Origin of the sequence: Pantoea ananatis PA13 (assembly GCF_000233595.1) — a bacterium.
GTDB classification, from domain to species: domain Bacteria; phylum Pseudomonadota; class Gammaproteobacteria; order Enterobacterales; family Enterobacteriaceae; genus Pantoea; species Pantoea ananatis.
Genome location: NC_017554.1, coordinates 2,455,813 through 2,480,241, shown reverse-complemented (window position 1 = coordinate 2,480,241; position 24,429 = coordinate 2,455,813). Strand labels below are relative to the sequence as shown.

The following is a 24,429-nucleotide window of genomic DNA, read 5'->3' as shown; positions in this document are numbered from 1 at the left end:
CCGTGACTTCATCCACGACATCTAATACGCCGCCAGCAGCGCCACGCCGTGGTCTGCATTTTGGTCGCATCTGGGACAATTTCGGCATGCTGGTGGTCTTTGCACTGCTGTTCATTGCCTGTGCTGTGTTTGTGCCCAACTTCGGCTCCTTTATCAATATGAAAGGCCTGGGGCTGGCCATGTCGATGTCCGGCATGGTCGCCTGCGGCATGCTGTTCTGTCTGGCATCCGGCGATTTCGACCTCTCGGTTGCCTCCGTTATCGCCTGTGCAGGCGTGGTAACGGCGGTGGTCATTAACATGACCGAAAGCCTGTGGATTGGCGTGGGGGCCGGGCTGCTGCTTGGAATGGCGACCGGCTTTATCAACGGTTTCGTGATTGCACGACTGAAGATTAACGCCCTGATTACGACCCTGGCGACAATGCAGATCGTGCGTGGTCTGGCCTACATCTTCTCCGATGGTAAAGCGGTCGGCATCGAAGACGAGCGCTTCTTTGTACTGGGCTTCGCCAACTGGCTGGGCGTACCTGCACCCATCTGGATCACCCTGGCCACCATGGTGATTTTTGCCTTCCTGCTGAATAAAACCACGTTTGGACGCAACACGCTGGCTATCGGCGGCAATGAAGAAGCCGCGCGACTGGCAGGCGTGCCGGTAGTGCGGACCCGTATCATTATTTTTATCCTTTCAGGTCTGGTTTCCGCCGCGGCGGGCATCATTCTGGCGTCCCGTATGACCAGCGGACAGCCGATGACCTCCATCGGTTATGAGCTGGTGGTCATTTCTGCCTGCGTCCTGGGCGGCGTCTCCCTTAAGGGCGGAATCGGTAAAATTTCCTACGTGGTGGCGGGCGTGCTTATTCTTGGCACCGTCGAGAATGCGATGAATTTGTTAAATATCTCGCCATTCTCACAGTATGTTGTGCGTGGTTTGATACTGTTAGCCGCGGTGATATTTGACCGCTACAAACAAAAAAATAAAGTCTGATTTGGCGTGAAACCTTCCCGCGGACGCGAAAGGCGTCCGCGGGTGATCACTCAACGACGAAGTGAGGACATTATGTATCACCGTGAATTACCGGCAGAGCAGCAAAATCCCCTGCTGCCCGGATACGCGTTTAATGCCTGGCTGGTGGCGGGTTTAACGCCTATCACCGCGGATGGTCCGCTGGATTTCTTTATCGATCGCCCGCACGGCATGAAGGGCTATATTCTTAACCTGACCATCAAAGGCAAAGGCCGGGTATTCGATGGCGAAAAAGCCTTTGATTGTGAACCCGGTGAAATGCTGCTGTTTCAGCCGAAAACCGCCCACTATTACGGTCGTGCCCCCGACAGCCCGCAGTGGTTTCACCGCTGGGTCTATTTCCGGCCGCGCGCTTACTGGCATGACTGGCTGCGCTGGCAGGATGAGCAGGAAGGTGTAGGGCGCCTGCGGTTGCCTGAATCCCTGCGTGGCGAATTCGATCGCCTGTTTGCCACCATTGAACAAACCCATAACTCCTCACGCCGCTTTGCCGAAGAACTGGCGATGAATTTGCTGGAGCGCCTGTTGCTGCGTGCGGTGGAGGAAGATCCGCGGAATCACCAGCAAATTCGCGATCCGCGCATCATCGAAGCCTGTCAGTATGTGAACAATCATCTCGCCAGCGAGGTGAAAATTGAAGAAGTGGCTCGCCACGTCTGCTTATCGCCTTCGCGGCTGGCGCACCTGTTCCGTGAGCAGATGGGCGTGAATCTGCTTCGCTGGCGTGAAGATCAGCGGGTGATACGGGCCAAGTTGCTGCTGCAGACCACGCAGGAGCCGATTGCCAGCATTGGTCGCGAAGTGGGCTATGACGATCAGCTTTATTTCTCGCGCGTCTTCCGTAAACGTGTGGGCGTCAGCCCCAGTGATTTTCGTCGACGTAATCAGGACGTGCACGATAATTTAGCCAGTCAGCACGCCTGGACGGTCGCCCGCAGCACAGTCTCCTGATTTTAAGGGCAATCCTCCTTGTCCTGACGAGACTATTAGTCTTAAATCAGTCTGGTTAGCGAATAGAGAGGAAAAGGAATGAGCGAGAAACTGCGAGTTGGACTCATTGGATATGGCTTTGCCAGTAAAACATTTCATGCCCCGCTGATTGCGGGAACGCCGGATGTTGAGCTGGCAGCCATTTCCAGCAGCGATGCCAGCAAAGTCAATGCCGACTGGCCCTCCGTAAAGGTGGTGGCCGATCCTCAGGCGCTGTTGGACGATCCCACCCTACAACTGATTGTCATCCCCACCCCCAACGATACGCATTTTCCCCTGGCCAAAGCGGCACTGAATGCGGGCAAGCACGTGGTCGTTGATAAGCCCTTTACCGTGACGTTGTCACAGGCGCGCGAGCTGGATGCGCTAGCCAAAGCCAAAGGGTTGTTGCTGTCTGTGTTCCACAACCGCCGCTGGGACAGCGATTTCCTGACGCTAAAAGCCTTACTTGCCGAGGGCGAGCTGGGGGAAGTGCGCTATTTTGAATCGCACTTTGACCGCTTCCGGCTGGAGGTTCGCCAACGCTGGCGTGAAATGAAAGGGCCGGGCAGCGGTATCTGGTTCGATTTAGGCCCGCATCTGTTGGACCAGGCGCTGCAGCTGTTTGGACCACCGGTGGCGATCAATGTGGATTTAGCTGAACTGCGTCCCGGCGCACAAACGACCGACTACTTCCACGCCACGTTAACCTATCCGCAGCGACGTGTGGTAATCCACGCCAGCATGTTAGCGGCGGCAGAATCACCGCGCTATACGGTTCACGGTACGCGAGGCAGCTACGTGAAATACGGTCTGGACCCGCAGGAAGATCGTCTCAAAGCCGGTGATTTTCCGCCGAGCGAAGAGTGGGGCTACGATATGCGCGATGGCACGCTAACGCAGGTTGAGGGTGATAGCATGACCGAGAAAACCTGCCTGACACAGCCCGGCAACTATCCGGCCTACTATGCGGGGATCCGTGATGCCATTAACGGACGAGGCGCGAACCCGGTCACTGCTGAAGAGGCAATTCAGGTGATGGAGCTGATTGAGCGAGGGCTACAGTCGGCAGAAAAACGCCAGACGGTGTCTTTAAAATAGTCAATACGCAAAAAAAAGGCCGCTGAATCAGCGGCCTTGTTGTTTACTGCACCTTCGCCCGAATGGTCGCTTTTTCCGCCTCATTTAGGAAGGCAATCGTCAGGCCATTTTCCTGGGCCTGTCGCATCTGTGCCTGGCTTAACCCTGCCGCCGGGGCGGCATGCAGGTATTCATGGGCCAGCTCAATGCCTTGTACCGCAGGATCGTCGGTGTTAATCGTAGCCAGAACGCCGTGCTCCAGGAAGACTTTCAGTGGGTGCTGGGCCAGCGAGGCCACGGTACTGGTTTGAATATTGGAGGTCAGGCAGGATTCGATGCCGATCGCGTGTTCCGCCAGGTAATCCATCAGTGCGCGATCTTCAATCGCTTTCACGCCGTGACCGATACGTTCAGCGCCTAATTCACGAATGGCCTGCCAGATGCTTTCCGGGCCTGCTGCTTCACCAGCATGAACCGTAATGCGAAAACCGGCATCACGCGCGCGGGCAAAGTGGCTGAGGAATTGACTCCCCGGCGCACCCAGCTCGTCACCGGCTAAGTCGACGGCGGTGATATGGTCGCGGAAGGCCAGTAAACCGTTGAGCTCATCCAGACAGGCCTGTTCGCCAAACGTGCGGCTCATGATGCCGGTTAAACGCACGTCGATATCATGCTGCTGGCATCCGGCTTTTATGCCATCAATGACCGCCTCGACCACGCCTGCAATCGGCAGATTATGGGTCATCGCCATGTAGCCCGGCGAGAAACGCAGCTCGGTGTAATGAATGCCTGCTCTGGCGGCATCTTCCACGTTCTCCCGCGCCACGCGCTGGCAGGCGTCAAGATCGCCCAGCACTTTTACGCCCCAGTCCAGCTTTTGCAGAAAGCTCACCAGATCCGGCTGTGTTTCCGTTACCTGCACATGCGGGCGCAGGGCTTCAAGCGTAGTGGCGGGCAAGGACAGGTTAAACTGGCGGCCTAAATCAAGAATGGTTTGTGCACGGATGTTGCCATCAAGGTGGCGATGAATGTCGGTAAGCGGAAGTTTTGAATCAATCATGGAGTGCACTCGTCCGGGTATCTGTAAAGTGCAGAGCATTATAAAAATATCTTGCGCAACAACGCCAGCAATTTGCGCAACAAGTGAGTCAGGTGCTGATAAATTGCGCAAAGTTGCGTGATGAGCACTGAATGAATTTACCAGCAGCGGCACACCCGCCAGGCATTGGCATAAAAAAGGCGGCCAAAGGCCGCCTGATTCCAGAAGATAACGCTTATTCTGGCATGCCTTCGTTGGTTGGCACGCCCAGCATGTAACGCGACATAAACTGTTCCAGCGTCATTTTGTCGCCGTTCATATTTACCTGGCCGTTAGCATACTGCAGGCTGGTAACGATATTGTTGTCCTGGGTTTGCGTCAGACGGAACATCTGTCCCATCGCTGCCAGGCCTTTGACCTGCTGATCCGCCAGCTTCTGCGCGTCGTCCGCCTGATAGCCCTCAGCCAGGCCAATATGGCGCATGGTTTCGGTTGCCATTGGCATATTCACAGAGAGTTTTAAATCCAGCGTTTTCAGCACGCGATCAACCGATGCGGCCAGCGTCTGCGGCTCGCCCGTTACCGTCGACGGATCGTTAAAATTAACGTTCAGATTAAAGGTGCTTTCGCCTTTATCGTTCTTCCAGCTCAGCGGTGCAACGCTAACGGTAGGCGCACCTTTTAACAGGGTAGGCAGATTATTCAGCAGAATGGCACGAACACCGTTCTGGAAACGAACCGGATCATCTTCCACGCCCGGCTGATTCATCAGCGTGGTCAGCTGTGCGTTGTAGTTGTCAGAGAAGGTTTTTACGCTTTGCGCATCGAACTGAGACAGCTTCATTTTTAATGCGAACTGGCCCAGATTTTGTTTCTGCACTTCCACGCCATCAATTTTATAGTTGATGTCGCCACTGATTTTGCCCGCTTTATTATCAAAAGCAGAATCACCGACCATCTTATTCAGGATCACCGCGTCCTGTCCGTTAACGGCGGCAGCCAGTTTATCCACGCTGATTGACTGATCGCCAATGCGAACGCCTTCGCTGGTCAGGTGCGTATCGGCTTTAAGCTTCAGTCCGTTTAACGTAAACATGACCGGCTGATCGACCTGGTTTTTGCTGGTGATCGCAATACTGTCGATGTCGCTGTCCAGCGAAACTTTATCGCCTTTGTTATCTGCGCTGATATTCACCGTGCCGCCGCTGGTGGCCGCGCGCTGCGCCGTTTGTGCATTTTGATAATCGATGGGCAGAATATTTACCGCGGTATCGGTGCTTCCACTGTATCCCACGCGCGTTTCAGCATTGATAAACGACTGGTTGTTGGTCAGCTCAAACAGTTTTTTTACCGCATCGGTGTTTGCCAGCGTGGTGTGAACAGAGGCCATGCTGGGAATGAGGTTGAATTTTTTCAGCTGGGCAAACGGGAAAGGACCGTGATCGATCTGTTCATTCAGAATGATGCTCTGGCCGGGTTTTAGCAGCGGGTTGTCTTCCGTCTGCGAGCTCGCCTGGATAACCACATTCATTTTACTGCTGAAAATGCCGCGTTGATAATCCTGATAGCTCACTTTAAGACGACTGTTCGGGGCCATCGCCGTTAACTGGGCATTGGCGTTCTGGATCATCTGATCCATATTGCTTTCCAGCTTTTTGCCGGTAAACCATGCCGCACCTGTCCAGACTACGCCCAGAGCAACTACCACACCAACGGCAACTTGAGTCTTTTTCATTGCTGAATCGTCCTTATCCTTGATTTCACCCGCCTGACAGACCGCGCCAAACGGCGGATGAAAAAGCGCCCACAGGCATTTTTAGCTAATAGATTGAAATAATAGCAGTTAAGCGCGGTGACGTCAGCCGTCTCAGCTTAACTCATTAAATACGCGTGCAACACGGCCGTGACCTGCAATGGTCAGAGACGGATCGCTGGCTGCCACGAAACAGGATTCGCCAGGTTTGAGCACCAGCTGCTGCTGACCACAGACGAGCGTCGCCTCGCCTTCAACGCAAAACAGCAACGCAGCGCTGTCCTGATGGACAGAAAGCGGATCATCAGTAAGCGCATGAATAGAGAACGAAAAATCCTCCACGGGTACGGGGAAATGCAGGCTGTTTTCGTGCTGCTCGGGTTGCGTGAGCAGTTGACTGGCCGGCTTTTCTTTAAATGCAAGGTTGGCCATCAATTCTGGGATATCGATATATTTCGGCGTCAGGCCCGCGCGCAACACGTTATCAGAGTTGGCCATGACTTCCAGCGCGACGCCGTGCAGGTAGGCGTGCGGGGTTTCGGCAAACAGGAACATGGCTTCGCCGGGTTGCAGCGTGATCACGTTAAGCAGCAGCGGTGAAAACAGGCCGCTGTCTTGCGGATACACTTCCGCAATGTCGTTGATAGTCTGCCATGGCTCGCCATGATGCTGCTGTGCGGCGGTCATCAGTACGCGCAGCGCCTGCGTTTTTTCATCATCCTCAAGGGAAAGCAGGGTGGAAAACAGCTGGGCAAGATTCGCCAAAGTGGGCTGGCGCAGGAACTGGGCGATCTGCGGGTGTGCCTCGGCAACCGGCTCCAGCAGCGAAACCATTTCGTTCAGTTCGCGAAAACCGTTGATGGCTTTGAAGGGCGTCAGCGCATAGACCAGTTCGGGCTTGTGATTAGCGTCTTTATAATTGCGTTCTGCGGAATTGAGAGGGACTGACGCGGCATTTTCACGCGCAAAACCCTCTTCGGCGGCGCGTTTGCTGGGATGCACCTGAATGGACAGCGGCTGATCGGCACACAGCACTTTAAACAGAAAAGGCAGCTCACCAAAGCGCTTAGCAACGGCATCGCCCAGCATCTGCTGCGGATTGGCCGCAATCACATCACGTAACGAACGGGGCTTGCCATGTTCTTCCACAGTCGATGGGCTTTTAGGGTGCGCACCCATCCACAATTCAGCCATCGGTAACTGCTTTGGATTGGCTATGCCATACAGCGAGGTTAAAGCGGTTTTACTGCCCCATGCATAGTTTTGCAGGGAGTTAATCATTTTTTTCATTTTTTTAATTGCCTTACTGGCGGAAAAAGACTGCGCTTATTAAACCAGAAACCGCCATGGAAAATACATATCCCGCGCAAGAAGGATGCTAAGCTCGGAGGATGTTAAAAAATTGTGTAAGTTTAACCGCGTCAGACAGGGGCTAATCGACAACCGATGACGCTAAGTCTTATCTAAAACTGTGCTAAGGAGAGAATCATGGCAGCCAATCGCGTTGAAAAAGATTCAATGGGGCCAATTGATGTACCGGCTGAGAAACTTTGGGGCGCTCAGACACAGCGCTCACTGGAGCACTTCCGCATCTCGACAGAAAAAATGCCTGTCGCGCTGGTTCATGCGCTGGCAATGACCAAGCGCGCCGCCGCGAGCGTTAACCGGGATCTGGGCTTATTACCGGCCGAGCGGGCGGAAGCGATCGTGAACGCCGCCGATGAGGTGTTAGCGGACAAGCACAGTGACGAATTCCCCCTGGCAATCTGGCAGACCGGTTCAGGTACCCAGACCAACATGAACATGAATGAAGTGTTGGCTAACCGGGCCAGTGAGCTGCTCGGCGGAGAGCGCGGTATGTCGCGCCTCGTGCATCCTAACGACGATGTTAACAAGAGCCAGAGTTCGAATGATGTGTTTCCCACCGCCATGCACGTGGCGGCCGTCATTGCGGTGCGTGAACATCTGATCCCACAGCTGAACGTGCTTAAACAAACGCTGAGCGCCAAATCTGAGGCGTTTAAAGACATCGTTAAAATTGGCCGCACCCATCTCCAGGACGCCACGCCGTTAACACTGGGACAGGAAATCTCGGGCTGGGTTGCCATGCTTGAGCATAACCTCAGGCACATCGAACAGAGCATTCCGCACCTTGGAGAACTGGCGCTGGGTGGAACGGCGGTAGGAACCGGGTTGAATACGCATCCTGAATATGCCGTTCGCGTGGCTAAAGCACTGGCCGACCTGACCGGACAACCCTTCGTGACCGCGCCCAACAAATTTGAAGCGCTGGCAACCTGCGATGCGCTGGTGCATGCGCACGGCGCACTTAAAGGGCTGGCGGCGTCGTTGATGAAGATTGCCAACGACGTGCGCTGGCTGTCATCGGGCCCACGTTGTGGTATCGGTGAAATCGCTATTCCGGAAAATGAACCGGGCAGCTCCATTATGCCGGGCAAAGTGAATCCAACCCAGTGTGAAGCCCTGACAATGTTGTGCTGCCAGGTAATGGGAAATGATGTAGCGATTAACATGGGCGGTGCGTCAGGCAACTTCGAGCTGAACGTTTATCGTCCGATGATTATTCATAACTTCCTGCAATCGGTTCGTTTACTGGCCGACGGCATGGACAGCTTTAACCACCACTGCGCGACCGGTATTGAGCCGGTGCGTGAGCGAATTGAACAGTTACTCAACGAATCGCTCATGCTGGTTACCGCGTTAAATACCCACATCGGTTATGACAAAGCGGCGGAAATTGCCAAGCAGGCTCACAAGCAAGGCTTAACGCTTAAAGCCTCGGCGCTGAAACTGGGTTATCTGACTGAAGACGAGTTTGATGCCTGGGTTCGCCCGGAAGAGATGGTTGGCAGCATGAAGCAGTGAATCAGGCACGTCAGGGCCTTCACGGCCCTGATATCACACCAGACAATCAACCCATAAGTGCAGCCGGGGGATCAGCAAAGACAGCGGTTCGGCGGCTGGCTTATAGCGATGCGTAATATTGTCGGCATCATAATTCAGCAGCTCACCCAACTGCGGCACCTGGCTGCGGTCGCGGCACAGCACCAGAATCGGTGACGGGCAGGCCAGCTGGGTTTGCTTTTTCTCTTCTGCGCGCCAGATGCGCGCAATAGGCTGCACTTTCACCGGGCGTTTAATCTTAAGACGTGCTGAGGCGGGCAGGGCGCGGACATCTGCCAGCTCCTGTTGAACCTTTTCTGCCCACTGTTCTCGTGTCCAGGGCGCCTGGGCGCGGCCCGCTTTCAGGCTTCTTTCCAGTTGGGCAACGATCTCTTCCCGTTTCACGTTTTTAATCACCTGCTTATTGGCCCAGCCAAAACGTACACTTTCCGGTGCCGGGATCGCGGTGATGGTCCGGTAGGCATTCAGGGTGATTAGCCCTCGTAAATGCTGATGGACAAACTCAAAGCGGGCTTCAGAGGGCAGGCCGGACTCCACCGTAATCAGGTGCTCCAGCCGGGCTTTAAGGTGATTGATTCCCGCGATGCGCTCAGTGAGCTCCGTTTCTTCCTGTTCGCTGCACGCAAGACAAAGCGCACCTGGCAAGCGCACGGCGGCTTTAGTACTGAGCTTTTCCGACTGATGTTGCATAAACAGCCGGCAGTAGTGATTCATGGCCATGTCTCGCGCCTGAATGCCAAGCAGCTGCTCAACGGCAAGTTGCGTCACAGGATCGTGCTCATGACCTTTTTCGACGGGCGGTAAACGAAAGACCCGGGCAATCAATAGCGGTAGCGACTCAATCTGCTGCCGCAAGGCACCTAACGCCTGTTCAAGATCTTTTACGCATTGCTGCATGTCAGTCACTAAATCGTAGCGCGCCATTCTGTTCTCCATAGTTACAACATGCTCAATGTGGCAGAAGTCGCAAGGCGCTGCAATAGCGAATGTAGTTACAACATACTATTAGTCGTGTTGTTAAAACCGTGCCGCCATTCGGCGCAGGCAGGAAAAAGTGGCCCCCGTTTTTTCCATTGCATTAACATGTTATAAAAACGCTTCGCTCGCTAACGGATTCCCGACATGGACGTAATCAAAAAGCCCGGTTCATTCAGCATTGTCCTTATGGGGCTGGTTCAGATCCTCTCCTGGGGCGGATCCTTTTATCTGATGGCGGTGATGGCCGCGCCCATCGTGGCGGAGACCGGTTGGTCGCAACAGTGGGTTTATGGTGGGCTCTCGTTAGGCATTCTGGTTTCCGGGCTACTGGCCCCGCGCTGTGGGCACATGATTGCCCGGACCGGCGGGCGTTTGATGCTGGCGTTAAATGGCTTTGTGATGGCGGCAGGGTTGATCCTCATGGGGTTCAGCCATCATTTACCTGTGTTTTTATTGGCCTGGGTCATCATTGGCGTGGGCATGGCTATGGGGCTGTACGATGCGCTCTTTGCCACCCTGGGCACTCGCTATGGCGGACACGCGCGCAGCGCGATAACCGGCATAACGCTTATTTCCGGTTTCTGCACCAGCCTGGTCTGGCCGGGAACGGCACTGCTGATCCACTGGCTTGACTGGCGCGGCGCCTGTTTTGCCATCGCCGGACTGTTACTGGTTTGCGTTCTGCCCGTTTATCTCTTTGCACTGCCGCAGAGCAGTTTGCCCGTAGCGGTTAAACGTCAAAGCCTGCCTGCCGCTGAGACCGATTTGCCTGTGGTACTGTTTCGCCTGCTGTGTGCCATTTTCACCCTGGCATCGGTCATCATGACGGCCATCTCCGTGCAGCTTATTACCCTGCTGGAAGCGAGCGGTTACAGCCTGGCCTCGGCGCTGGCGATCAGCGCCATACTGGGGCCGTGCCAGGTGGCTTCGCGGATTATCGATATGGTTTTCAAAGGGAGTCACCCCATCTGGACCACGTTTTTTTCTGTTGGATTCGTCGCGTTGGGCCTGGTGCTGCTGGCGCTGTTTCCTCAAACGGCGTTGTTCAGCATGATCCTTTACGGTGCAGGCAACGGCCTGCGTGCGATTGTGCGGGGCACGTTGCCATTGGTGATGGTCAAACCGGAAGCCTATGCCGTGCTCGCAGGCAGAATGGCGCGCCCGGCGCTAATGGGCCAGGCAATAACGCCGCTGGTGTTTGGCTATGTGTTTGCCACCCTGGGCGCAGACGCCACCTTATGGCTGCTTTGCACGCTCGCCGTGCTGAACCTGCTGCTGGTGGTGGCGTTAAAAAAACGGCTTCCCGCACAGGTCAACGCAGCGCCTTAAGCGAATCGGCAAGCAGAATGGCGGTAAGCACCTTGTGCTGTTGACGGCTTCAGTGTGGTGAATATGTGCCTTGTCGCGGGCCTCTTGCTTCTAAAAACCCACCGCCTTTGTTATATTTACAGCTGATTCATTGTTCACTCATGCGGCAATACAACAACAAAAACGCACCGCAATTCAGGATACAAAGATGCTTGATTATCGCTTCCCGACAGCTTTGCAAATGGTTCTGAGCGTGGCGATGGCGGAGCAAATGGGAAAACGCTCTACCAGCGCGATTCTCGCTTACGGGCTTGAAGCAAACCCGAGTTTTATCCGCAAGTTGATGGTGCCATTAACGCGTGACGGCATTATTGTGTCTACGCTGGGACGCACCGGCTCCATTCATCTTGGCCGACCGGCGGCAGACATCACCCTGCGTGATATTTATGTTTCCGTCACTGATGATAAAAAACTCTGGGCTGCGCGCCCGGACGTCGCGCCGCGTTGCCTGGTCAGCGCCAACCTGTGCTGGTATTTTAAATCCATCGCAGAAGAAGCCGAGCAGGCCTCACTCGCGGTCCTGGCCAAACGCACGGTGGCCGATGCCTTAAATGAGCTGAAAACCCACGATACCAGCAACTGCACCGCCGTACCGGAACCGGATGTGGCAGAGCCTGAAAGCGAGTGCAAAAAAAGCCGCTGATGCGGCTTTTTTTATGTGTTGATTATCCCTCAAGGAAACAGCGCTTTGCCGCGCGTCACATTTTGCCCGTCACCATGATTATCCCCCCTGTTACAGGGCACTGTCCTTTCTGCCCGGCCCATCATTTTTTTTAGCGTGCAGGCTTAGCGTAAAACAACCGCATCACCGATGGCATACAGCCTGCAACTGCCTTTATCACCACGGTTAAAGGTATTGCAATATTCGAGGGCGATGCTGGCCGCATCGTCGCCGGTTCTGGCCCAATAGGCGCTTCCCCATGCGCCTTCCGGACCGATCGCGAAGGCTTTTTCATACAGACGGGACGAGGTGTAATGTTTAAACGCCTCCGCCCCGGCTTTATTTAACGCCGCAGGCACGGGCAAGGTGGTGTCGGGAAGAGAGACAACCTCTTGGTAAGGCAGATGATGCGCCTGTAGAAACGCGGAAACCGTCTGCCACCAAAATGCTTCAGGCGCACTATCCATGAAAACATGCCCATTCTTACCAAAGGGGGGCATTTCACGAAATTCAGCGCTGCCGCCCTGACGTCGATAGGCGTCATAAAACGTTCTTCCCACGTCAGGCGAGAAATCCTGATCGTTGGCAGAGTAGAGCCAGAGCGAGGGGAGACGTGCCGTTGCACCGTAGCGTTCGAATGCGGTAAGCAGACCCGGTCCATCACAAAGCGATTTATCTTTATTCGCGCCCCGGCCGCCGTCAAAATTAATGACCGCGCTAACGCCAGGCGGATTCGCCGCGCTGGTTGCCAGAACGGCAAAGCCGCCGGAAGACATGCCAGCCAGAATCGCGTTTTCCCGCGATGCCCAGGGCTGTCTTTGCAGTACAGCCAGCGCGGCCAGCAGATCCATCCGATCTCGCTGCCCGGCCAGCTGATGGCGCGGCTGTTCACATGAACCGCCCGCATATTCTGCGTTTCCGCTTGAGTGGCCATAGCCTTCGCGTAACACCACCACTGCAGCATAGCCGTGGCGTGCAAACGCCAGAGCCGTGCCTGACATACGGTTTGGATTCATGATGCCGCGATCAAAGGCCCGGGAGCCTTCAGTCCCGTTAGTTATCAAGACCAGCGGTGCGGCACCGGTTGCGCTGGGTCGGGTGACAAAGGCATCAAGCTCAGCGAACTGGCCATTGCTCAGCGTCACCTCAAGGGTAAGGGGCTCTCTAATCAGTCCATCAAATTGCTGGTATGGCGAAAGGGGCAAGCTAATGGAAGGAAGTGAAATCACAAGCAGGCACAGAATCATCATATTGCGCTGAAAACGAAACGGCATTCTGAACATTTCCTTTTGCTTTTTGCTTTTGGAGGTCACAAGAGCGGGCGACAGATTATCAATCATGCGGGATATCGCGTCCGTCACATTATCAGCCATAACTATGTCATGCATGCGACGGCGAAATTCTGCCTCGCCCATTAACAGGGTTTTATTTTTAAAAGCAAAAGCGGTGCGCTAAGCAGGTGGGAAAGCATGAAGCCGGAGGGATGACAGCAGGCGGTGTTCAATCGCCCGCTGTCGACTCCGTTATGGCGCGTTCTGTAAGCGCTGCTCAGCGGCTTTACGCGTCACCAGCTTGCGCAGCGTCACGTAGAACACCGGCGTCAGGAACAGGCCAAACAGCGTAACGCCTAACATACCGGAGAACACGGTAACGCCGGTAACGCCACGCACTTCAGCACCCGCACCTTCACCCAGAATCAGGGGGATCGTGCCGGCAATAAAGGCGATAGAGGTCATTACGATAGGACGCAGGCGCAGACGGCAGGCTTCCAGCGCCGCTTCTGTAATGCCTTTGCCCTGAATCTCCAGTTCGCGGGCGAACTCCACAATCAGAATGGCGTTCTTACAGGCCAGCCCCATCAGCACGACCAGTCCAACCTGCACGAATACGTTGTTATCCCCACCGGTTAACCAGACGCCCACAAGGGCAGACAGCATGGTCACCGGCACAATCAGGATCACCGCAAGCGGCAGCGTCCAGCTCTCATACAGTGCAGCCAGCACTAAAAACGCCAGCAGGACAGCGACAGGAAAAACAATCAGGGCCGTATTACCCTGCGTCGCCTGCTGATAGCTGAGATCGGTCCATTCGATATTCATGCCGTTCGGCAGCAGCTGACCCGACATCGTTTCAAGTTGACGCATCGCCTGGGCCGATGAGAGCACGCGTGGATCGGCATCGCCGATCAAGTCAGCCGCCGGATAGCCGTTATAACGAATCACCGGATCGGGGCCGTAGGCCGTGGTGATGTGCACCATGCTGCCAATCGGCACCATCTCACCGCGGTCGTTACGGGTACGCAGGTTCGCGATGTCCTCAACGCTGTCGCGGAATTCCCCGTCGGCCTGCGCCATGACGCGCCAGGTGCGCCCAAAACGATTAAAGTCGTTAACGTAGGATGAACCCAGATAAGTTTGTAGCGTACTGAACAGATCGGTTAACGCTACGCCCTGTGCTTTCGCCTTATCGCGGTCAACCTGCACCTCCAGCTGTGGCACGTTGGCCTGATAAGAGGAGATCGGGAAGTGCATGCCCGGCGTCTGCATAACCGCGCCCGAGAGGGTGTTAATCGCGGTCTGCAGTGCGCCATAGCCCAGTCCGGCCCGATCCTGAACGTAAAGGGAATAGCCCGAACCCTGGCCTAGCCCCAGGATAGGCGGTGGCATAATTGAAAAGCCAAATCCCTGTTGAATGCGGGAAATTTTCGCATTGATCTCCGCGTTAATCTGCGCCGCCGTTTGTTTACGTTCGCTGAACGGCTTCAGGCCAAAAAAGACCGTGCCGCTGTTCGGCGTATTAGTAAACTGCAACGCGTTCAGGCCGGGGAAGGCCACCGCATAGGCCACGCCTTCCGTTTGCAGGCCGATTTCGCTCATCTGACGAATCACTTCATCGGTGCGCGCCAGCGACGAGCCTTCCGGCATTTTGACGCCGCCGATCAGGTAAAGCTTGTCCTGAGTGGGAATAAACCCGCCCGGCACCGCATGAAACATCCAGCCCGCGCCAGCCAGTAACACCAGGTAAACACCAAACACCGCGCCGCGACGACGCAGGGTTTTCCCCACCATCGATTCATAGCCGTGCGCGCTACGCTGAAAGAAGCGGTTAAACGGCCGGAAAATCCAGCCAAACAGCCTGTCGATCAGGCGCGTCGGCATATCTTTGGGGGCCTGATGATCCTTCAGTAACATCGCGGCCAGTGCGGGTGACAGGGTCAGTGAGTTGATGGCGGAGATCACGGTTGAAATCGCAATCGTGGTGGCGAACTGTTTGTAAAACTGGCCGGTCACGCCCGACAGAAACGCCATGGGCACGAACACCGCGCACAGCACGAGGGCGATGGCAATGATCGGGCCGGATACCTCACGCATCGCCTGATGGGCAGCGGCTTTGGGTGAGAGTCCCATCTCAATATTGCGTTCAACGTTTTCCACCACCACGATGGCATCGTCCACCACGATACCGATGGCCAGCACCAGTCCGAACAGGCTTAGCGTGTTGAGCGAGAACCCAAGCAGATACAGCACGCTAAAGGTGCCGACTACGGATACCGGAACCGCCAGCAGGGGAATAATGGAAGCGCGCCAGGTTTGCAGGAACAGAATCACCACCAGCACCACTAAAAACACCGCTTCCAGCAGGGTTTGCACCACAGCCTTAATGGAGTCGCGAACAAACACGGTAGGATCGTAAGGCGCAGCCCACTTCACATCGTTGGGGAAACGGGTGGCCAGTTCATCCATTTTGGCACGCACCGCGTTTGACAGATCGATAGCATTGGCGCCCGGTGCCTGGAAAATACCAATACCGACGGCGTCTTTGTTATTGAGCTGCGAACGCAGGGCATAGCTGCCTGAACCCATTTCAATGCGCGCCACGTCACGCAGCCGGACCAGTGAGCCGTCCTCTGACGTTTTCAGAATGATATCGCCAAACTGCTGCTCGTTTTCCAGCCGTCCCTGCATATTAATGGACAGCAGAAAATCGCTCTGTTTTTTTAACGGTTCCGCCCCAAGTTGCCCCGCAGAAACCTGTACGTTCTGCTCCTGCATCGCTTTCACAACGTCCGAGGCGGTTAAGCCGCGCGCCGCCACTTTGTTGGGATCGAGCCAGACGCGCATCGCGTATTCACCCGCGCCAAAAATCTGGATTTGCCCCACGCCCGGCAGACGGGCCAGCTCATCTTTGACTTTCAACGTGGCGTAGTTACGCAGATAGAGCGAATCGTAGGTGTTATTAGGGGAAAACAGATGCACCACTAAGGTCAGGGTCGGCGACATTTTTTGCGTCGTGATCCCGAGACGGCGCACGTCCTCCGGCAACCGCGCCTCGGCCTGGGCTACGCGGTTTTGCACCTGAACCTGGGCCTGATCCGGATCGGTACCCGGGCGGAAGGTCACGGTGGTCACCAGCACACCGTCAGAACCGGCCACGGACTTCATGTACATCATGTTTTCAACGCCGTTAATCGCCTCTTCCAGCGGCGTTGCCACGGAGTCGGCGATGGCTTTCGGGTTAGCGCCGGGATATTCGGCACGCACCTGCACGCTGGGCGGCACCACGTCCGGATACTCACTGATGGGCAGCAGCGGGATGGCGATCAGCCCGGTCATAAAAATCAAGACGGACAGCACGGCGGCAAAGATCGGCCGATCAATAAAAAAGCGGGAAAAATCCATAACAACCTCAGGTTATCGCGCGGCAGTCGCGGCCATATCGACGGTTTTTGCCGTTACCGGCATACCAGGCATAAACACTTTTTGCAGGCCGGCAACGATAACCCGATCGCCCGCCTGTAAACCGGTGGTAACGATGCGTAATCCGTCCGCCATCGCGCCGGGATGAACATCACGACGTTGGGCTTTACCCTGTGCATCGACCACATAGACATACTTGCGGTCCTGATCGGTCAGCACGGCTTTGTCGTCGATTAACACGGCATTAAACTGCGCGCTACCGGGAAGGCGAACGCGGGCAAACAGGCCGGGCGTATAGGTGCGCTGGCGGTTGTCCAGAAGGGCGCGCATGCGGATCGTACCGGTGCTGGCATTAAGTTGGTTATCAAGAAAATCGACGTTGCCGCGATGTGGATAACCTTGTTCGCCGGCCAGGCCGATTTCAACGGGCAGGGCATGCCGCTGTTGTCCCTGACGTGCCATTGCCTGATAGTGCAGGAAGGTGGTCTCATCGACGTCGAAATAGACGAACATCTTGTCCTGCGAAACCAGTGTGGTCAGTACGCTGGCGCTGTCGCCAGCGGTGACAAGATTACCGGCAGTAATCATGGCCCGGCTGGCCCGTCCGTCGATCGGCGCGGTGACGCGGGTGAAATCCAGATTGAGTTGAGCCATGTCGACAGAGGATTCGGCGGCCTGCACATCAGCCTGAGCCTGACTGGCTGTTGAACGTCGCTGTTCCCACATCTCGCGTGACACCGCCTGTGTACCCACCAGCTTCTCGGTGCGAGCCGATTCGCTGCGTGTCAGGCTGGCCTGACTGCGCGCGCGGGCCAGCGTCGCTTTTGCCTGTTCCAGTGCGGCACGGTAGCTGCGATCGTCGATGGTAAACAGGACCTGACCTTTCCTGACCTCGTCGCCTTCATGATAATTAACGCTGTCGATATAACCCGAAACGCGAGGCCGGAGCTGCACGCTTTCTACGGCTTCAACGCGCCCGTTGAAGCTGTCCCATTGACTGACAGGCTTCACCAACACATCCGCAACGCTGACGTCGGGCGGCGGCGGCGGGGCATTTTTAGCCTGGCCCGTGTCACAACCGCTCAGCAGACTAACCAGCAGCCCCATTCCCAGCAGGGAAGATCCCTGACGAACCCAGTGAGTAATCATTTTTGTAATCCCGCGATGACAGTGAAATAAGGCCCGAAGGCCAATATTTGCAACTTCTATGGTTGCAATTTATCGCGAGGAGTGTAGGCTTGTGCGACTAAGAACTGCAAGAATTACTGATACACTTTATGTGCGGTTTTCAATGCCGCGATCGGTGCCTGACAGCAGCCAAAAATAAGCCCCATAAAAAGTGCGGCATTTAATGTATTAATTAAACTTGCATTCAATGGCATTGTCAGCCACGCTTTAAGTGTAACTGCAACTGATACTAATACTGTTCGCGCCGCGACGGGAGAATAAACATGATGAGTAACGCTTTTATTCACGACCTGATTAGCTGGATCGATAACAATATCGAAGCACGTCTCGATCTCGACACTGTTTCTGAGCGCGCTGGCTATTCAAAATGGCACCTGCAACGGATGTTTAAAGAGCACACCGGCTATCCACTGGGTGAATACATTCGCATGAAGAAGCTGAAAAAATCGGCCGACCGTCTGACCAGCACCAACGAGCCTATCCTGAATGTAGCGATATCGCTGGGATTTGACTCGCAACAGTCTTTTAACCGCAGCTTTAAGCGTCAGTACGGTGTTGCCCCGGGTGCATGGCGCCGTCACACTGTGCCTTCGCAGTCAGCCATGCAGTAAAAGCAGTTTACCGCCAGGGCCAGGCAATCTGGCCCGCGCTTTTTTATCGCCCGCTAAAGCTGTTATCATCTGCATCCTGTTTAAAGGGATGCCATCATGTCAAAAAAACTGTGGGTTGGACTGGTTCTGATCCTTGTTCTCTGTTGGGTGGGGTTAAGACCTTATCTGACGTCTGCACCAGCCAAAACGTCGGCCTCGGATATCGCTGCCTTAACGGATGTGCGAACGGTCGCCCGTTGGGTGCTGCAGCATCAGCAACTGCCCGATTACTACATTACCAAAAAGCAGGCGCGTCGCCTTGGCTGGAATCCAGCGAAAGGGGACTTGTGTGAGGTATTGCCGGGGCGGGCCATCGGCGGCGATCGCTTTTCCAACCGGGAACGAAAATTGCCTGAACGCGCCGATCGCCAGTGGTTCGAGGCGGATGTGAACTACCGCTGTGGTCACCGTGAGGCTGACAGGCTGGTCTACTCCTCTGATGGTCTGGTTTTCCTCTCGACCGACCACTATCGCACCTTTAAGCCGGTTCAGTAACCATGCTGACCTTAAGCTTTGATCTGCGCCAGCTCATCGATCGCGAGGCTTTCTATCATGCGTTTGCGGCGCAGAGCGATTGTCCTGCCGGATTTGGCAATAATCTGGATGCGCTATGGGACTGGCTGACCGGAGGAATGGCGTTGCCCGCCACGATTCATCTGCTGCATGCAGAACGGCGCAATGAGGAACTGGCCCCCGTGGTGGCGTTGCTGGAAGAGGCGGCGCAGTCGCTGGCGGGCGAGCTGCGCCTGATTTACGGTTAGTGGCGCAGTGGCTTAAGCAGGGCTGTAAGTGACTCTCGCGCTGCAACCGGCAAGTCGCCCCCACCGGTATAGCCATTGTTTTCGATAATCACTGTGTTAAGCCCCACCAGCCAGTCGTAAATATAATAGGCCGTATGGTTTGCTGGCGCGGCGGAAAGCTTCGTCAGGCGCTGTCCTGCACTGAAATTAACGCTGGGTGCCGGCGGGCGCGAGAAAACAGGCTGCCCGCGATTGACCCGGCTGCCAGGACGTTCCGATTCCGGACGCTGCAGGAAGCCCAGCCAGGCCACAAAATCCCCCAGCACCGTCATCGCGCGCGTGACCTGACGGTCAGCACGTGATTCATGCGTCATGCTCTGCGCATCGGGTTCATGCAGCGCCTGCTGCAGGGACTGCAGAATACCGGTACGAAAGCTGGCCGTGATCAACTCTTCGATCAACCACTCCATCGTGGCTTTATCAATATTCAGTAAAGCCAGCAGGCTCTGATTTTCCGGCAGCTGACGCAGGTGGTTAAGCCACAGGCTAAACACCTGACGCGGGAACTGTGCCGATCCCTGACCGAAGCTGGTCTGCTTCGGGGCGGGCTGTTCAACTTCGTTATCGCTGAACAAATCAAATTCAAAGCCAATACCAAACTGATTTTCCGGGGCCTGAATGCTGGACGTCGCCGCCGGAACGGATGAGGTGGACTGGTTGAGCCAGAGCTGACGCAGGGCCTCGCGGGAGGGCTGTAAGCGCTCAAGCAGTTCGCCATGTAAACCGGTGCGGTGTTGTAAACACTTCAGCAGTGTATCGGCGATGCTTTGCTTGCGTGCCGCCTGGTCGGGCGATGCACCCGCTTCCGTCCAGGGCTGAAGGCGACGCTCGACAACGGTGTGCTGAATTTGTGCCAGTTGGGCGATCAGCATATCGCGACGGGCTTCAGGCTGCATTTCTTCCTGTAGCCAGTCAGACATCCGGTCCACGCCTGCGCGATCCAGTGCCAGCATGGAACCCCATTGCTGACCCGGCTGCCCCACCTGACGCTGCACTGCCTCGTCGACGTTGATCTGCTGATGCCGCGCATCGTAAGGGGTAATAGCCCAAATCAGACGGGGTTTCTCGCCCGCCTCATTGACCGGCTGGTGACGCTGCCATTCCCGTAACGCCTGACTGGCGACGTCAACATCCTGACGCTGGCTGGCGGCGGTGCAGATTAACAGCAAATCGATACTCTGGCGGGCGGCATAAATGCCCGGTATCAGTGTACGTTTGTGCTCCAGCAGGCGTGCGCGTAATGCATCCTGCTGCTGCAGGCGCTGGCGCTCTTCACGCAGGGCCGGATCGCTGGGCGTACCCGGTGCGGGCAGCTCCAGCATGTCTGCGTCATCATAGAGCGCGGTGCGCGGGGTGGAGCTAAGGGGAATAGTGACCTCAAGCGTGAGCAGGGCAAGTAATCCCAACGCCACGTTCTGCGGTTTACCCAGACGATTACCGTTTAACGGGCAAACCTCGATCGGCAGCGACTGATCCTGCTCGCTGGCGGGAACAATCAGCTGCTCCGCGGGCAACAGGGCGTTATCCGTCAGCAGGCTAAGCGGAGCCAGTACCCGGGTGCTGTTACGAAGCTGATGGCGCAGATGCAGTAAACTCCGCACCAGCTCATTCAGGGCGGGCTCGGCTGGCCACAGCAGTGAAAACAGCTGCACGCGGTCGTCAACGCTCAGCCAGGGTGCCAGTTCAACAGCCTGTGGCCAGAAGTGGCGATCAAGCTGTGCGTCATACAGGTGATGACGACGGCACCAGGACCAGAGCGTGACCAGCGCGTCGCTCTCCAGGCCCGGCAGTGGCGTGGTTAAGCGATGGCGTTGCAGGCGTTGCAACACGCTGTCAATTTTTGCGGTGTCGGGCTGGGTGACACCGCCACCACAGGAGATGGCCAGGCGCAACACGTCGGCCTCGCTTAGCAGCGTCAGCTCAACGGGCCACTCTGAAGAGAGGGGTTCCCGCTGGTGGGTAAAACGCGTTGCGGTGGCGAAGTCGAGATTGCCGGGATTCACATTCTGAAAATAATTCACCGGTTTATCACTTAACGCGGTGATCAACTGGCCCTGTGCATCGGCCACCATTTCCGTCAACAGCCAGGCTTTACCCGCCTGGGACTGGCCAAACAGCGCCAGCGTCACCGGGCGCGCAACCTGCTGCGCCAGGGCCTGGGCCTGTACACGAGCCTGCCGTAGCTGCAGGGTCAGGGTTTCGGCTTCCAGAGCCAGACGGGGCGACTGCTCGCGGGTATTCTCAATCCAGGCCAGGCTGCCGTTCAGGGCGTCCTGCAATAAACTCAGGCGTTTTGCCAGCGTCTGCGGCTGGCGGGGTTTTACCGATCTCATCGTTTACACACACTCCCGCTGTCAATCCAGTATTGCGCATTGGCATTGCCCGTGGCGGAGAGAGTATTGAGTTTGAGGCTCAGATGTTCAAGCGGAACACGCGTGCCATCATCCAGTTTAGCCTCGCTTAACACCAGATTTTCAGGGCCGGGCGCACCCGGACCGGCCTTCACGGCGAGCTTGACGCGCAGGACACTTTCCCCCGCAACCTTACGCGCCAGCGCTGCATCATTGAGCGTCAGGCTGTAGAGCGGCGAGGCAGGCCAGCGCTCATTATCTAACTGGCGGAATCCCAGGCACACGTTGCCGCGAATACGAAAGCTGGTTTTGCGATCCAGCGAAAACTGCTGATCGTCGAGGTCGATTTCGCTGTAGCACAGGTTTTCGTCCGTCAGCGCCTGATTTTCGTCCAGCATACCGAGATAACGAATGGTTGAATAAGGCTCAAAGTCGCCTGCGCGGAACCAAAAGCTGCTCAGGCGCAAATCCAGCGCCAGCAGGCACAGCATTGCGCCGACCGCGGCGGTCGATTTGGGGTTATCAATGCGACCATGTTTATTAAACGGATACCAGTCGCTGGTGTGATAGCCCTCAAGCGATAAAATACGGCTGCCCGGCAGCGGCTGCAGATGACGCACCAGCGCCTGAATGCCGGGGAAGCGCGAAGGACGTCCGGTCAGCAACAGGACGTCACACTGGTAGAGTGACACCACTTCACACATAGAGCGCAGCGCCGGAATGATTGCCATGCGATGTTGCATAAACTCACCGTGCAACTGAGCCATGCTGACCACCAGCGGCACCTCAAGCAGATCAAAACGGCTGTTGCCGCCGAGTTCACGCTGAATTTCACCGTTAACAAACGCCAGCACCGCATCGGCAGGGCGCTGATCGACCAGTTCGCCGAACAGCGCATTGATCTCGGCGTGGCTTTCCAGCGGATCCCAGTTTTCGTAGCGCTCCAGCACCGCCTGAGCCAGCGGGATAAACAGCTGCAGCGTCGCCTGCTGGCGTAACGTGGCCTGTCCGTCCATGCGGCTGTCGTGACCAAACAGCTTGTTGATCAGCGGCTCCGCCAGGGTCAGCCCGGCTTTTTGCAGGCTCTGTTGCAGAGCGGGTAAAATCCACAGCTGGATCACGTCCAGCAGAATATCGTCACCGGCGACTTTGAAGCCTTCACGGAACAGCAGGCGCGGGGTGATCTTGACGTTATTACCCTGGCCGTCGTCAAGACGATACTGGGTAATCGCTAAATCGGTGGTGCCGCCGCCTATATCAATAGAGGCAATACGCAGGCTCTTGCCCGGCAGTTCATCCGCTTCACGCGGGCGGTCGGGACGTGCCATGCTGCTAAAGAAATCTTCTGCCCGTCCGGCAAAGTTCACCTGTGTCTCATTAAACAGCCACACCATCTGGCCACAGGTGGCTTCGTCCCACTCCATCTGCACATCCGGAACGGGCTTGCTGCTCTGGGCCTGGCTCTGCTCGGTAAAATCCTCATCGGCCGGGTGCCAGCCCTCGGCTTTCCACACCAGCGCGATGGCTTCCTGCATGCGGCGGCGGAAGATCTCCCGTTCAGGTTTTGGCATGGCGGACGGCAGGGTCAAAATAACGTGGCGCAGCTGACGCGGGGCATGGCTTTGCGGCATACGTTGGCGCTGTGCCGCACTGTTCATTTGCATTAGCGCCTGAGCCAGCAACTCACACAACATAAAGGTCATCAGCGAACTGCGGCTGTAGTGGGCGGAGAACACCGGTAAGCGTTCATCCACGGGCAGGGCGTACAGCGGCTGACCTTCATCATTCATTAACGAGGTAAACGGCGCGGCGCAGGCCTGAGGTTCCCCCTGCGGGCTCTGCTGATTAAAGCGCCAGCCCGGCTGATAGCGTGCCTCATCCCACAGGTAACGGCGTGGACTGGACAGGCCGGTACTGCCTTCCAGACCGGCGCGTTGCAGGGCCAGGCGACTGGCTTCACGCCCGACGCGGGTTAACGAGGGCCACATAAAAGCCTGCTCGCGGCCGCTTTCCAGTGAAAAATTGGCTTTACCAAAACGCGCTTCGGCAAATTCCAGCCGGCTGTCGAACAGTTCGTTATATACCCGATGCGGCTGAGACAGGTCGCGCATTTGCAGTTCATAGGTCTGCTTCAGGCCGTTGCTCTCTTCCGGATGGTCTTCCACCAGAATGCCGCAGGTGTGGGAATTCCCTACGTCGAGAATAATATCGACGTTGACCGCCGGGGTTTGCAGCGTGGCGGCCTGAATGTGGATCTCGGTCAGGTTAAGCTGCTCGCCCAGTAATTCCAGCAGGTTGAGGTAATGCGCCTGATATTCAAACTCGCGCAGTGCCTGGCTGATTGCCTGCTCCCGGCGATCGGCTACGCGGTCGGTGAAGGACTCACGCAACCAGCCATCAACCCAGGTATGGTCAAGGAATTCGCCTAGCTCGTAGTTATGCCAGGCCAGCGCAAAGGTCACGCCGTTCTGCGCATCGGAAGGCGTGAGTCCGAGTTGCTCGCCGCCGTCTTCATCAGCGACGCAGCGGGTATCGAAAGCCAGCGTGACGCGGTGCGTATTGCCGGTGCTGTCGGGTTTATCCAGGGCCACCAGACGCATGCGCGCCCAGTTTTCAGGGCCGCCAATAAAGCGGCGGCCCGATGCGCAACGCAGCATCGGCAGGGGCAACCAGCAGGCTTCCAGCAGCGTCAGCGAGTCTGACAGGGCGATGTCGGTTTCAGGGCGAACCACTTCAGGCGCGCCACCGTCCTGTGGGTAAAGTAAAAATTTGCCGCTGTTGCCGTCCACGTTCAGTCGCAGCAATGGGCCGTTTGCCGTCTGGCGCACAAACTGGCGACGCGCTTGAGGCGCGGAAAGCTGCAGACCAAAATCCAGGAACTGCACGCCGCTGTTCTCAATCAGAGAAATTTTCTGCTTATCATCGATCAGGGGAGCCAACAT

General features: G+C 56.2%; 18 protein-coding genes. 9 read left to right on the top strand and 9 right to left on the bottom strand.

What is annotated here, in order from left to right; all coding sequences use genetic code 11:
* The first annotated feature begins 2 nt into the window (after window positions 1-2).
* The 3 genes from araH to PAGR_RS11655 all read left to right on the top strand — a co-directional run bounded on the left by araH (window position 3) and on the right by PAGR_RS11655 (window position 3,098).
* Window positions 3-989, top strand: a complete 987-nt coding sequence (gene araH, locus PAGR_RS11665) for an L-arabinose ABC transporter permease AraH (protein ID WP_013025704.1) — start codon at window positions 3-5, stop codon at window positions 987-989.
* 72 nt (window positions 990-1,061) lie between these two features.
* On the top strand, window positions 1,062-1,979 hold the full coding sequence (gene araC, locus PAGR_RS11660) for an arabinose operon transcriptional regulator AraC (RefSeq protein ID WP_014593654.1): 918 nt from the start codon (window positions 1,062-1,064) through the stop codon (window positions 1,977-1,979).
* A 78-nt stretch (window positions 1,980-2,057) separates the two neighbouring features.
* Complete coding sequence (locus PAGR_RS11655; protein WP_014605894.1) at window positions 2,058-3,098, top strand: oxidoreductase; 1,041 nt, start codon at window positions 2,058-2,060, stop codon at window positions 3,096-3,098.
* 43 nt (window positions 3,099-3,141) lie between these two features.
* Here PAGR_RS11655 and add read toward each other — a convergent pair whose 3' ends face one another.
* From add to manA, 3 genes are all read right to left on the bottom strand, one after another.
* The gene (add, locus tag PAGR_RS11650; RefSeq protein WP_014605893.1) at window positions 3,142-4,137 is read right to left on the bottom strand and encodes an adenosine deaminase; all 996 of its coding nucleotides are present in this window, start codon (window positions 4,135-4,137) and stop codon (window positions 3,142-3,144) included.
* 214 nt (window positions 4,138-4,351) lie between these two features.
* Window positions 4,352-5,851 (bottom strand): YdgA family protein, encoded by a 1,500-nt coding sequence (locus PAGR_RS11645; RefSeq protein ID WP_013025708.1) that lies wholly within the window; start codon window positions 5,849-5,851, stop codon window positions 4,352-4,354.
* Between the two features lie 132 nt (window positions 5,852-5,983).
* The gene (gene manA / locus PAGR_RS11640) at window positions 5,984-7,159 is read right to left on the bottom strand and encodes a mannose-6-phosphate isomerase (RefSeq protein ID WP_014605892.1); all 1,176 of its coding nucleotides are present in this window, start codon (window positions 7,157-7,159) and stop codon (window positions 5,984-5,986) included.
* A gap of 198 nt (window positions 7,160-7,357) precedes the next feature.
* On the opposite strand from manA, the gene fumC reads away from it, so the two are divergent.
* A complete protein-coding gene (fumC, locus tag PAGR_RS11635; RefSeq protein ID WP_013025710.1) occupies window positions 7,358-8,755 on the top strand; it encodes a class II fumarate hydratase in 1,398 nt (465 codons plus the stop codon).
* A 33-nt stretch (window positions 8,756-8,788) separates the two neighbouring features.
* Here the strand turns inward: fumC and tus are convergent, their stop codons facing one another.
* Entirely contained in the window at window positions 8,789-9,718 is a 930-nt protein-coding gene (gene tus / locus PAGR_RS11630; RefSeq protein ID WP_014605891.1) for a DNA replication terminus site-binding protein, read from the bottom strand.
* A 198-nt stretch (window positions 9,719-9,916) separates the two neighbouring features.
* On the opposite strand from tus, the gene PAGR_RS11625 reads away from it, so the two are divergent.
* Entirely contained in the window at window positions 9,917-11,101 is a 1,185-nt protein-coding gene (locus PAGR_RS11625) for an MFS transporter (RefSeq protein ID WP_014605890.1), read from the top strand.
* 187 nt (window positions 11,102-11,288) lie between these two features.
* Entirely contained in the window at window positions 11,289-11,783 is a 495-nt protein-coding gene (locus PAGR_RS11620) for an RrF2 family transcriptional regulator (protein ID WP_014605889.1), read from the top strand.
* A 143-nt stretch (window positions 11,784-11,926) separates the two neighbouring features.
* On the opposite strand, the gene PAGR_RS11615 is transcribed toward PAGR_RS11620, so the two are convergent.
* From PAGR_RS11615 to PAGR_RS11605, 3 genes are all read right to left on the bottom strand, one after another.
* A complete protein-coding gene (locus PAGR_RS11615; RefSeq protein WP_014605888.1) occupies window positions 11,927-13,216 on the bottom strand; it encodes a dienelactone hydrolase family protein in 1,290 nt (429 codons plus the stop codon).
* A 108-nt stretch (window positions 13,217-13,324) separates the two neighbouring features.
* Window positions 13,325-16,480, bottom strand: a complete 3,156-nt coding sequence (gene oqxB, locus PAGR_RS11610; protein WP_014605887.1) for a multidrug efflux RND transporter permease subunit OqxB — start codon at window positions 16,478-16,480, stop codon at window positions 13,325-13,327.
* 12 nt (window positions 16,481-16,492) lie between these two features.
* On the bottom strand, window positions 16,493-17,647 hold the full coding sequence (locus PAGR_RS11605; protein ID WP_014593664.1) for an efflux RND transporter periplasmic adaptor subunit: 1,155 nt from the start codon (window positions 17,645-17,647) through the stop codon (window positions 16,493-16,495).
* Between the two features lie 302 nt (window positions 17,648-17,949).
* Here PAGR_RS11605 and PAGR_RS11600 point away from each other — a divergent pair, with 302 nt between their 5' ends.
* The 3 genes from PAGR_RS11600 (at window position 17,950) to PAGR_RS11590 (ending at window position 19,097) form a co-directional block, all read left to right on the top strand.
* Window positions 17,950-18,297 carry a helix-turn-helix domain-containing protein gene (locus PAGR_RS11600; RefSeq protein WP_013025716.1) on the top strand — a complete coding sequence of 116 codons (348 nt, stop codon included), beginning with the start codon at window positions 17,950-17,952 and terminating at the stop codon, window positions 18,295-18,297.
* 96 nt (window positions 18,298-18,393) lie between these two features.
* A complete protein-coding gene (locus PAGR_RS11595; RefSeq protein ID WP_014605886.1) occupies window positions 18,394-18,831 on the top strand; it encodes a ribonuclease domain-containing protein in 438 nt (145 codons plus the stop codon).
* Window positions 18,832-18,833: 2 nt separating this feature from the next.
* A complete protein-coding gene (locus PAGR_RS11590) occupies window positions 18,834-19,097 on the top strand; it encodes a barstar family protein (RefSeq protein WP_014605885.1) in 264 nt (87 codons plus the stop codon).
* On the opposite strand, the gene PAGR_RS11585 is transcribed toward PAGR_RS11590, so the two are convergent.
* Window positions 19,094-21,469: a virulence factor SrfC family protein gene (locus PAGR_RS11585; RefSeq protein WP_014605884.1), complete on the bottom strand. Its 2,376-nt coding sequence runs from the start codon at window positions 21,467-21,469 to the stop codon at window positions 19,094-19,096. The two genes, PAGR_RS11590 and PAGR_RS11585, sit on opposite strands and share 4 nt — an antisense overlap.
* Entirely contained in the window at window positions 21,466-24,429 is a 2,964-nt protein-coding gene (locus PAGR_RS11580) for a virulence factor SrfB (protein ID WP_014593666.1), read from the bottom strand. The genes PAGR_RS11585 and PAGR_RS11580 overlap by 4 nt, the downstream gene beginning before the upstream one ends.

Bases quoted from the DNA above. Each gene is read 5' to 3' on its own strand.
- araC (WP_014593654.1), top strand. From the start codon at position 1,062: ATGTATCACCGTGAATTACCGGCAGAGCAGCAAAATCCCCTGCTGCCC.
- PAGR_RS11655 (WP_014605894.1), top strand. From the start codon at position 2,058: ATGAGCGAGAAACTGCGAGTTGGACTCATTGGATATGGCTTTGCCAGT.
- add (WP_014605893.1), bottom strand. From the start codon at position 4,137: ATGATTGATTCAAAACTTCCGCTTACCGACATTCATCGCCACCTTGAT.
- PAGR_RS11645 (WP_013025708.1), bottom strand. From the start codon at position 5,851: ATGAAAAAGACTCAAGTTGCCGTTGGTGTGGTAGTTGCTCTGGGCGTA.
- manA (WP_014605892.1), bottom strand. From the start codon at position 7,159: ATGAAAAAAATGATTAACTCCCTGCAAAACTATGCATGGGGCAGTAAA.
- fumC (WP_013025710.1), top strand. From the start codon at position 7,358: ATGGCAGCCAATCGCGTTGAAAAAGATTCAATGGGGCCAATTGATGTA.
- tus (WP_014605891.1), bottom strand. From the start codon at position 9,718: ATGGCGCGCTACGATTTAGTGACTGACATGCAGCAATGCGTAAAAGAT.
- PAGR_RS11625 (WP_014605890.1), top strand. From the start codon at position 9,917: ATGGACGTAATCAAAAAGCCCGGTTCATTCAGCATTGTCCTTATGGGG.
- PAGR_RS11620 (WP_014605889.1), top strand. From the start codon at position 11,289: ATGCTTGATTATCGCTTCCCGACAGCTTTGCAAATGGTTCTGAGCGTG.
- PAGR_RS11615 (WP_014605888.1), bottom strand. From the start codon at position 13,216: ATGGGCGAGGCAGAATTTCGCCGTCGCATGCATGACATAGTTATGGCT.
- oqxB (WP_014605887.1), bottom strand. From the start codon at position 16,480: ATGGATTTTTCCCGCTTTTTTATTGATCGGCCGATCTTTGCCGCCGTG.
- PAGR_RS11605 (WP_014593664.1), bottom strand. From the start codon at position 17,647: ATGATTACTCACTGGGTTCGTCAGGGATCTTCCCTGCTGGGAATGGGG.
- PAGR_RS11600 (WP_013025716.1), top strand. From the start codon at position 17,950: ATGATGAGTAACGCTTTTATTCACGACCTGATTAGCTGGATCGATAAC.
- PAGR_RS11595 (WP_014605886.1), top strand. From the start codon at position 18,394: ATGTCAAAAAAACTGTGGGTTGGACTGGTTCTGATCCTTGTTCTCTGT.
- PAGR_RS11590 (WP_014605885.1), top strand. From the start codon at position 18,834: ATGCTGACCTTAAGCTTTGATCTGCGCCAGCTCATCGATCGCGAGGCT.
- PAGR_RS11585 (WP_014605884.1), bottom strand. From the start codon at position 21,469: ATGAGATCGGTAAAACCCCGCCAGCCGCAGACGCTGGCAAAACGCCTG.
- PAGR_RS11580 (WP_014593666.1), bottom strand. From the start codon at position 24,429: ATGTTGGCTCCCCTGATCGATGATAAGCAGAAAATTTCTCTGATTGAG.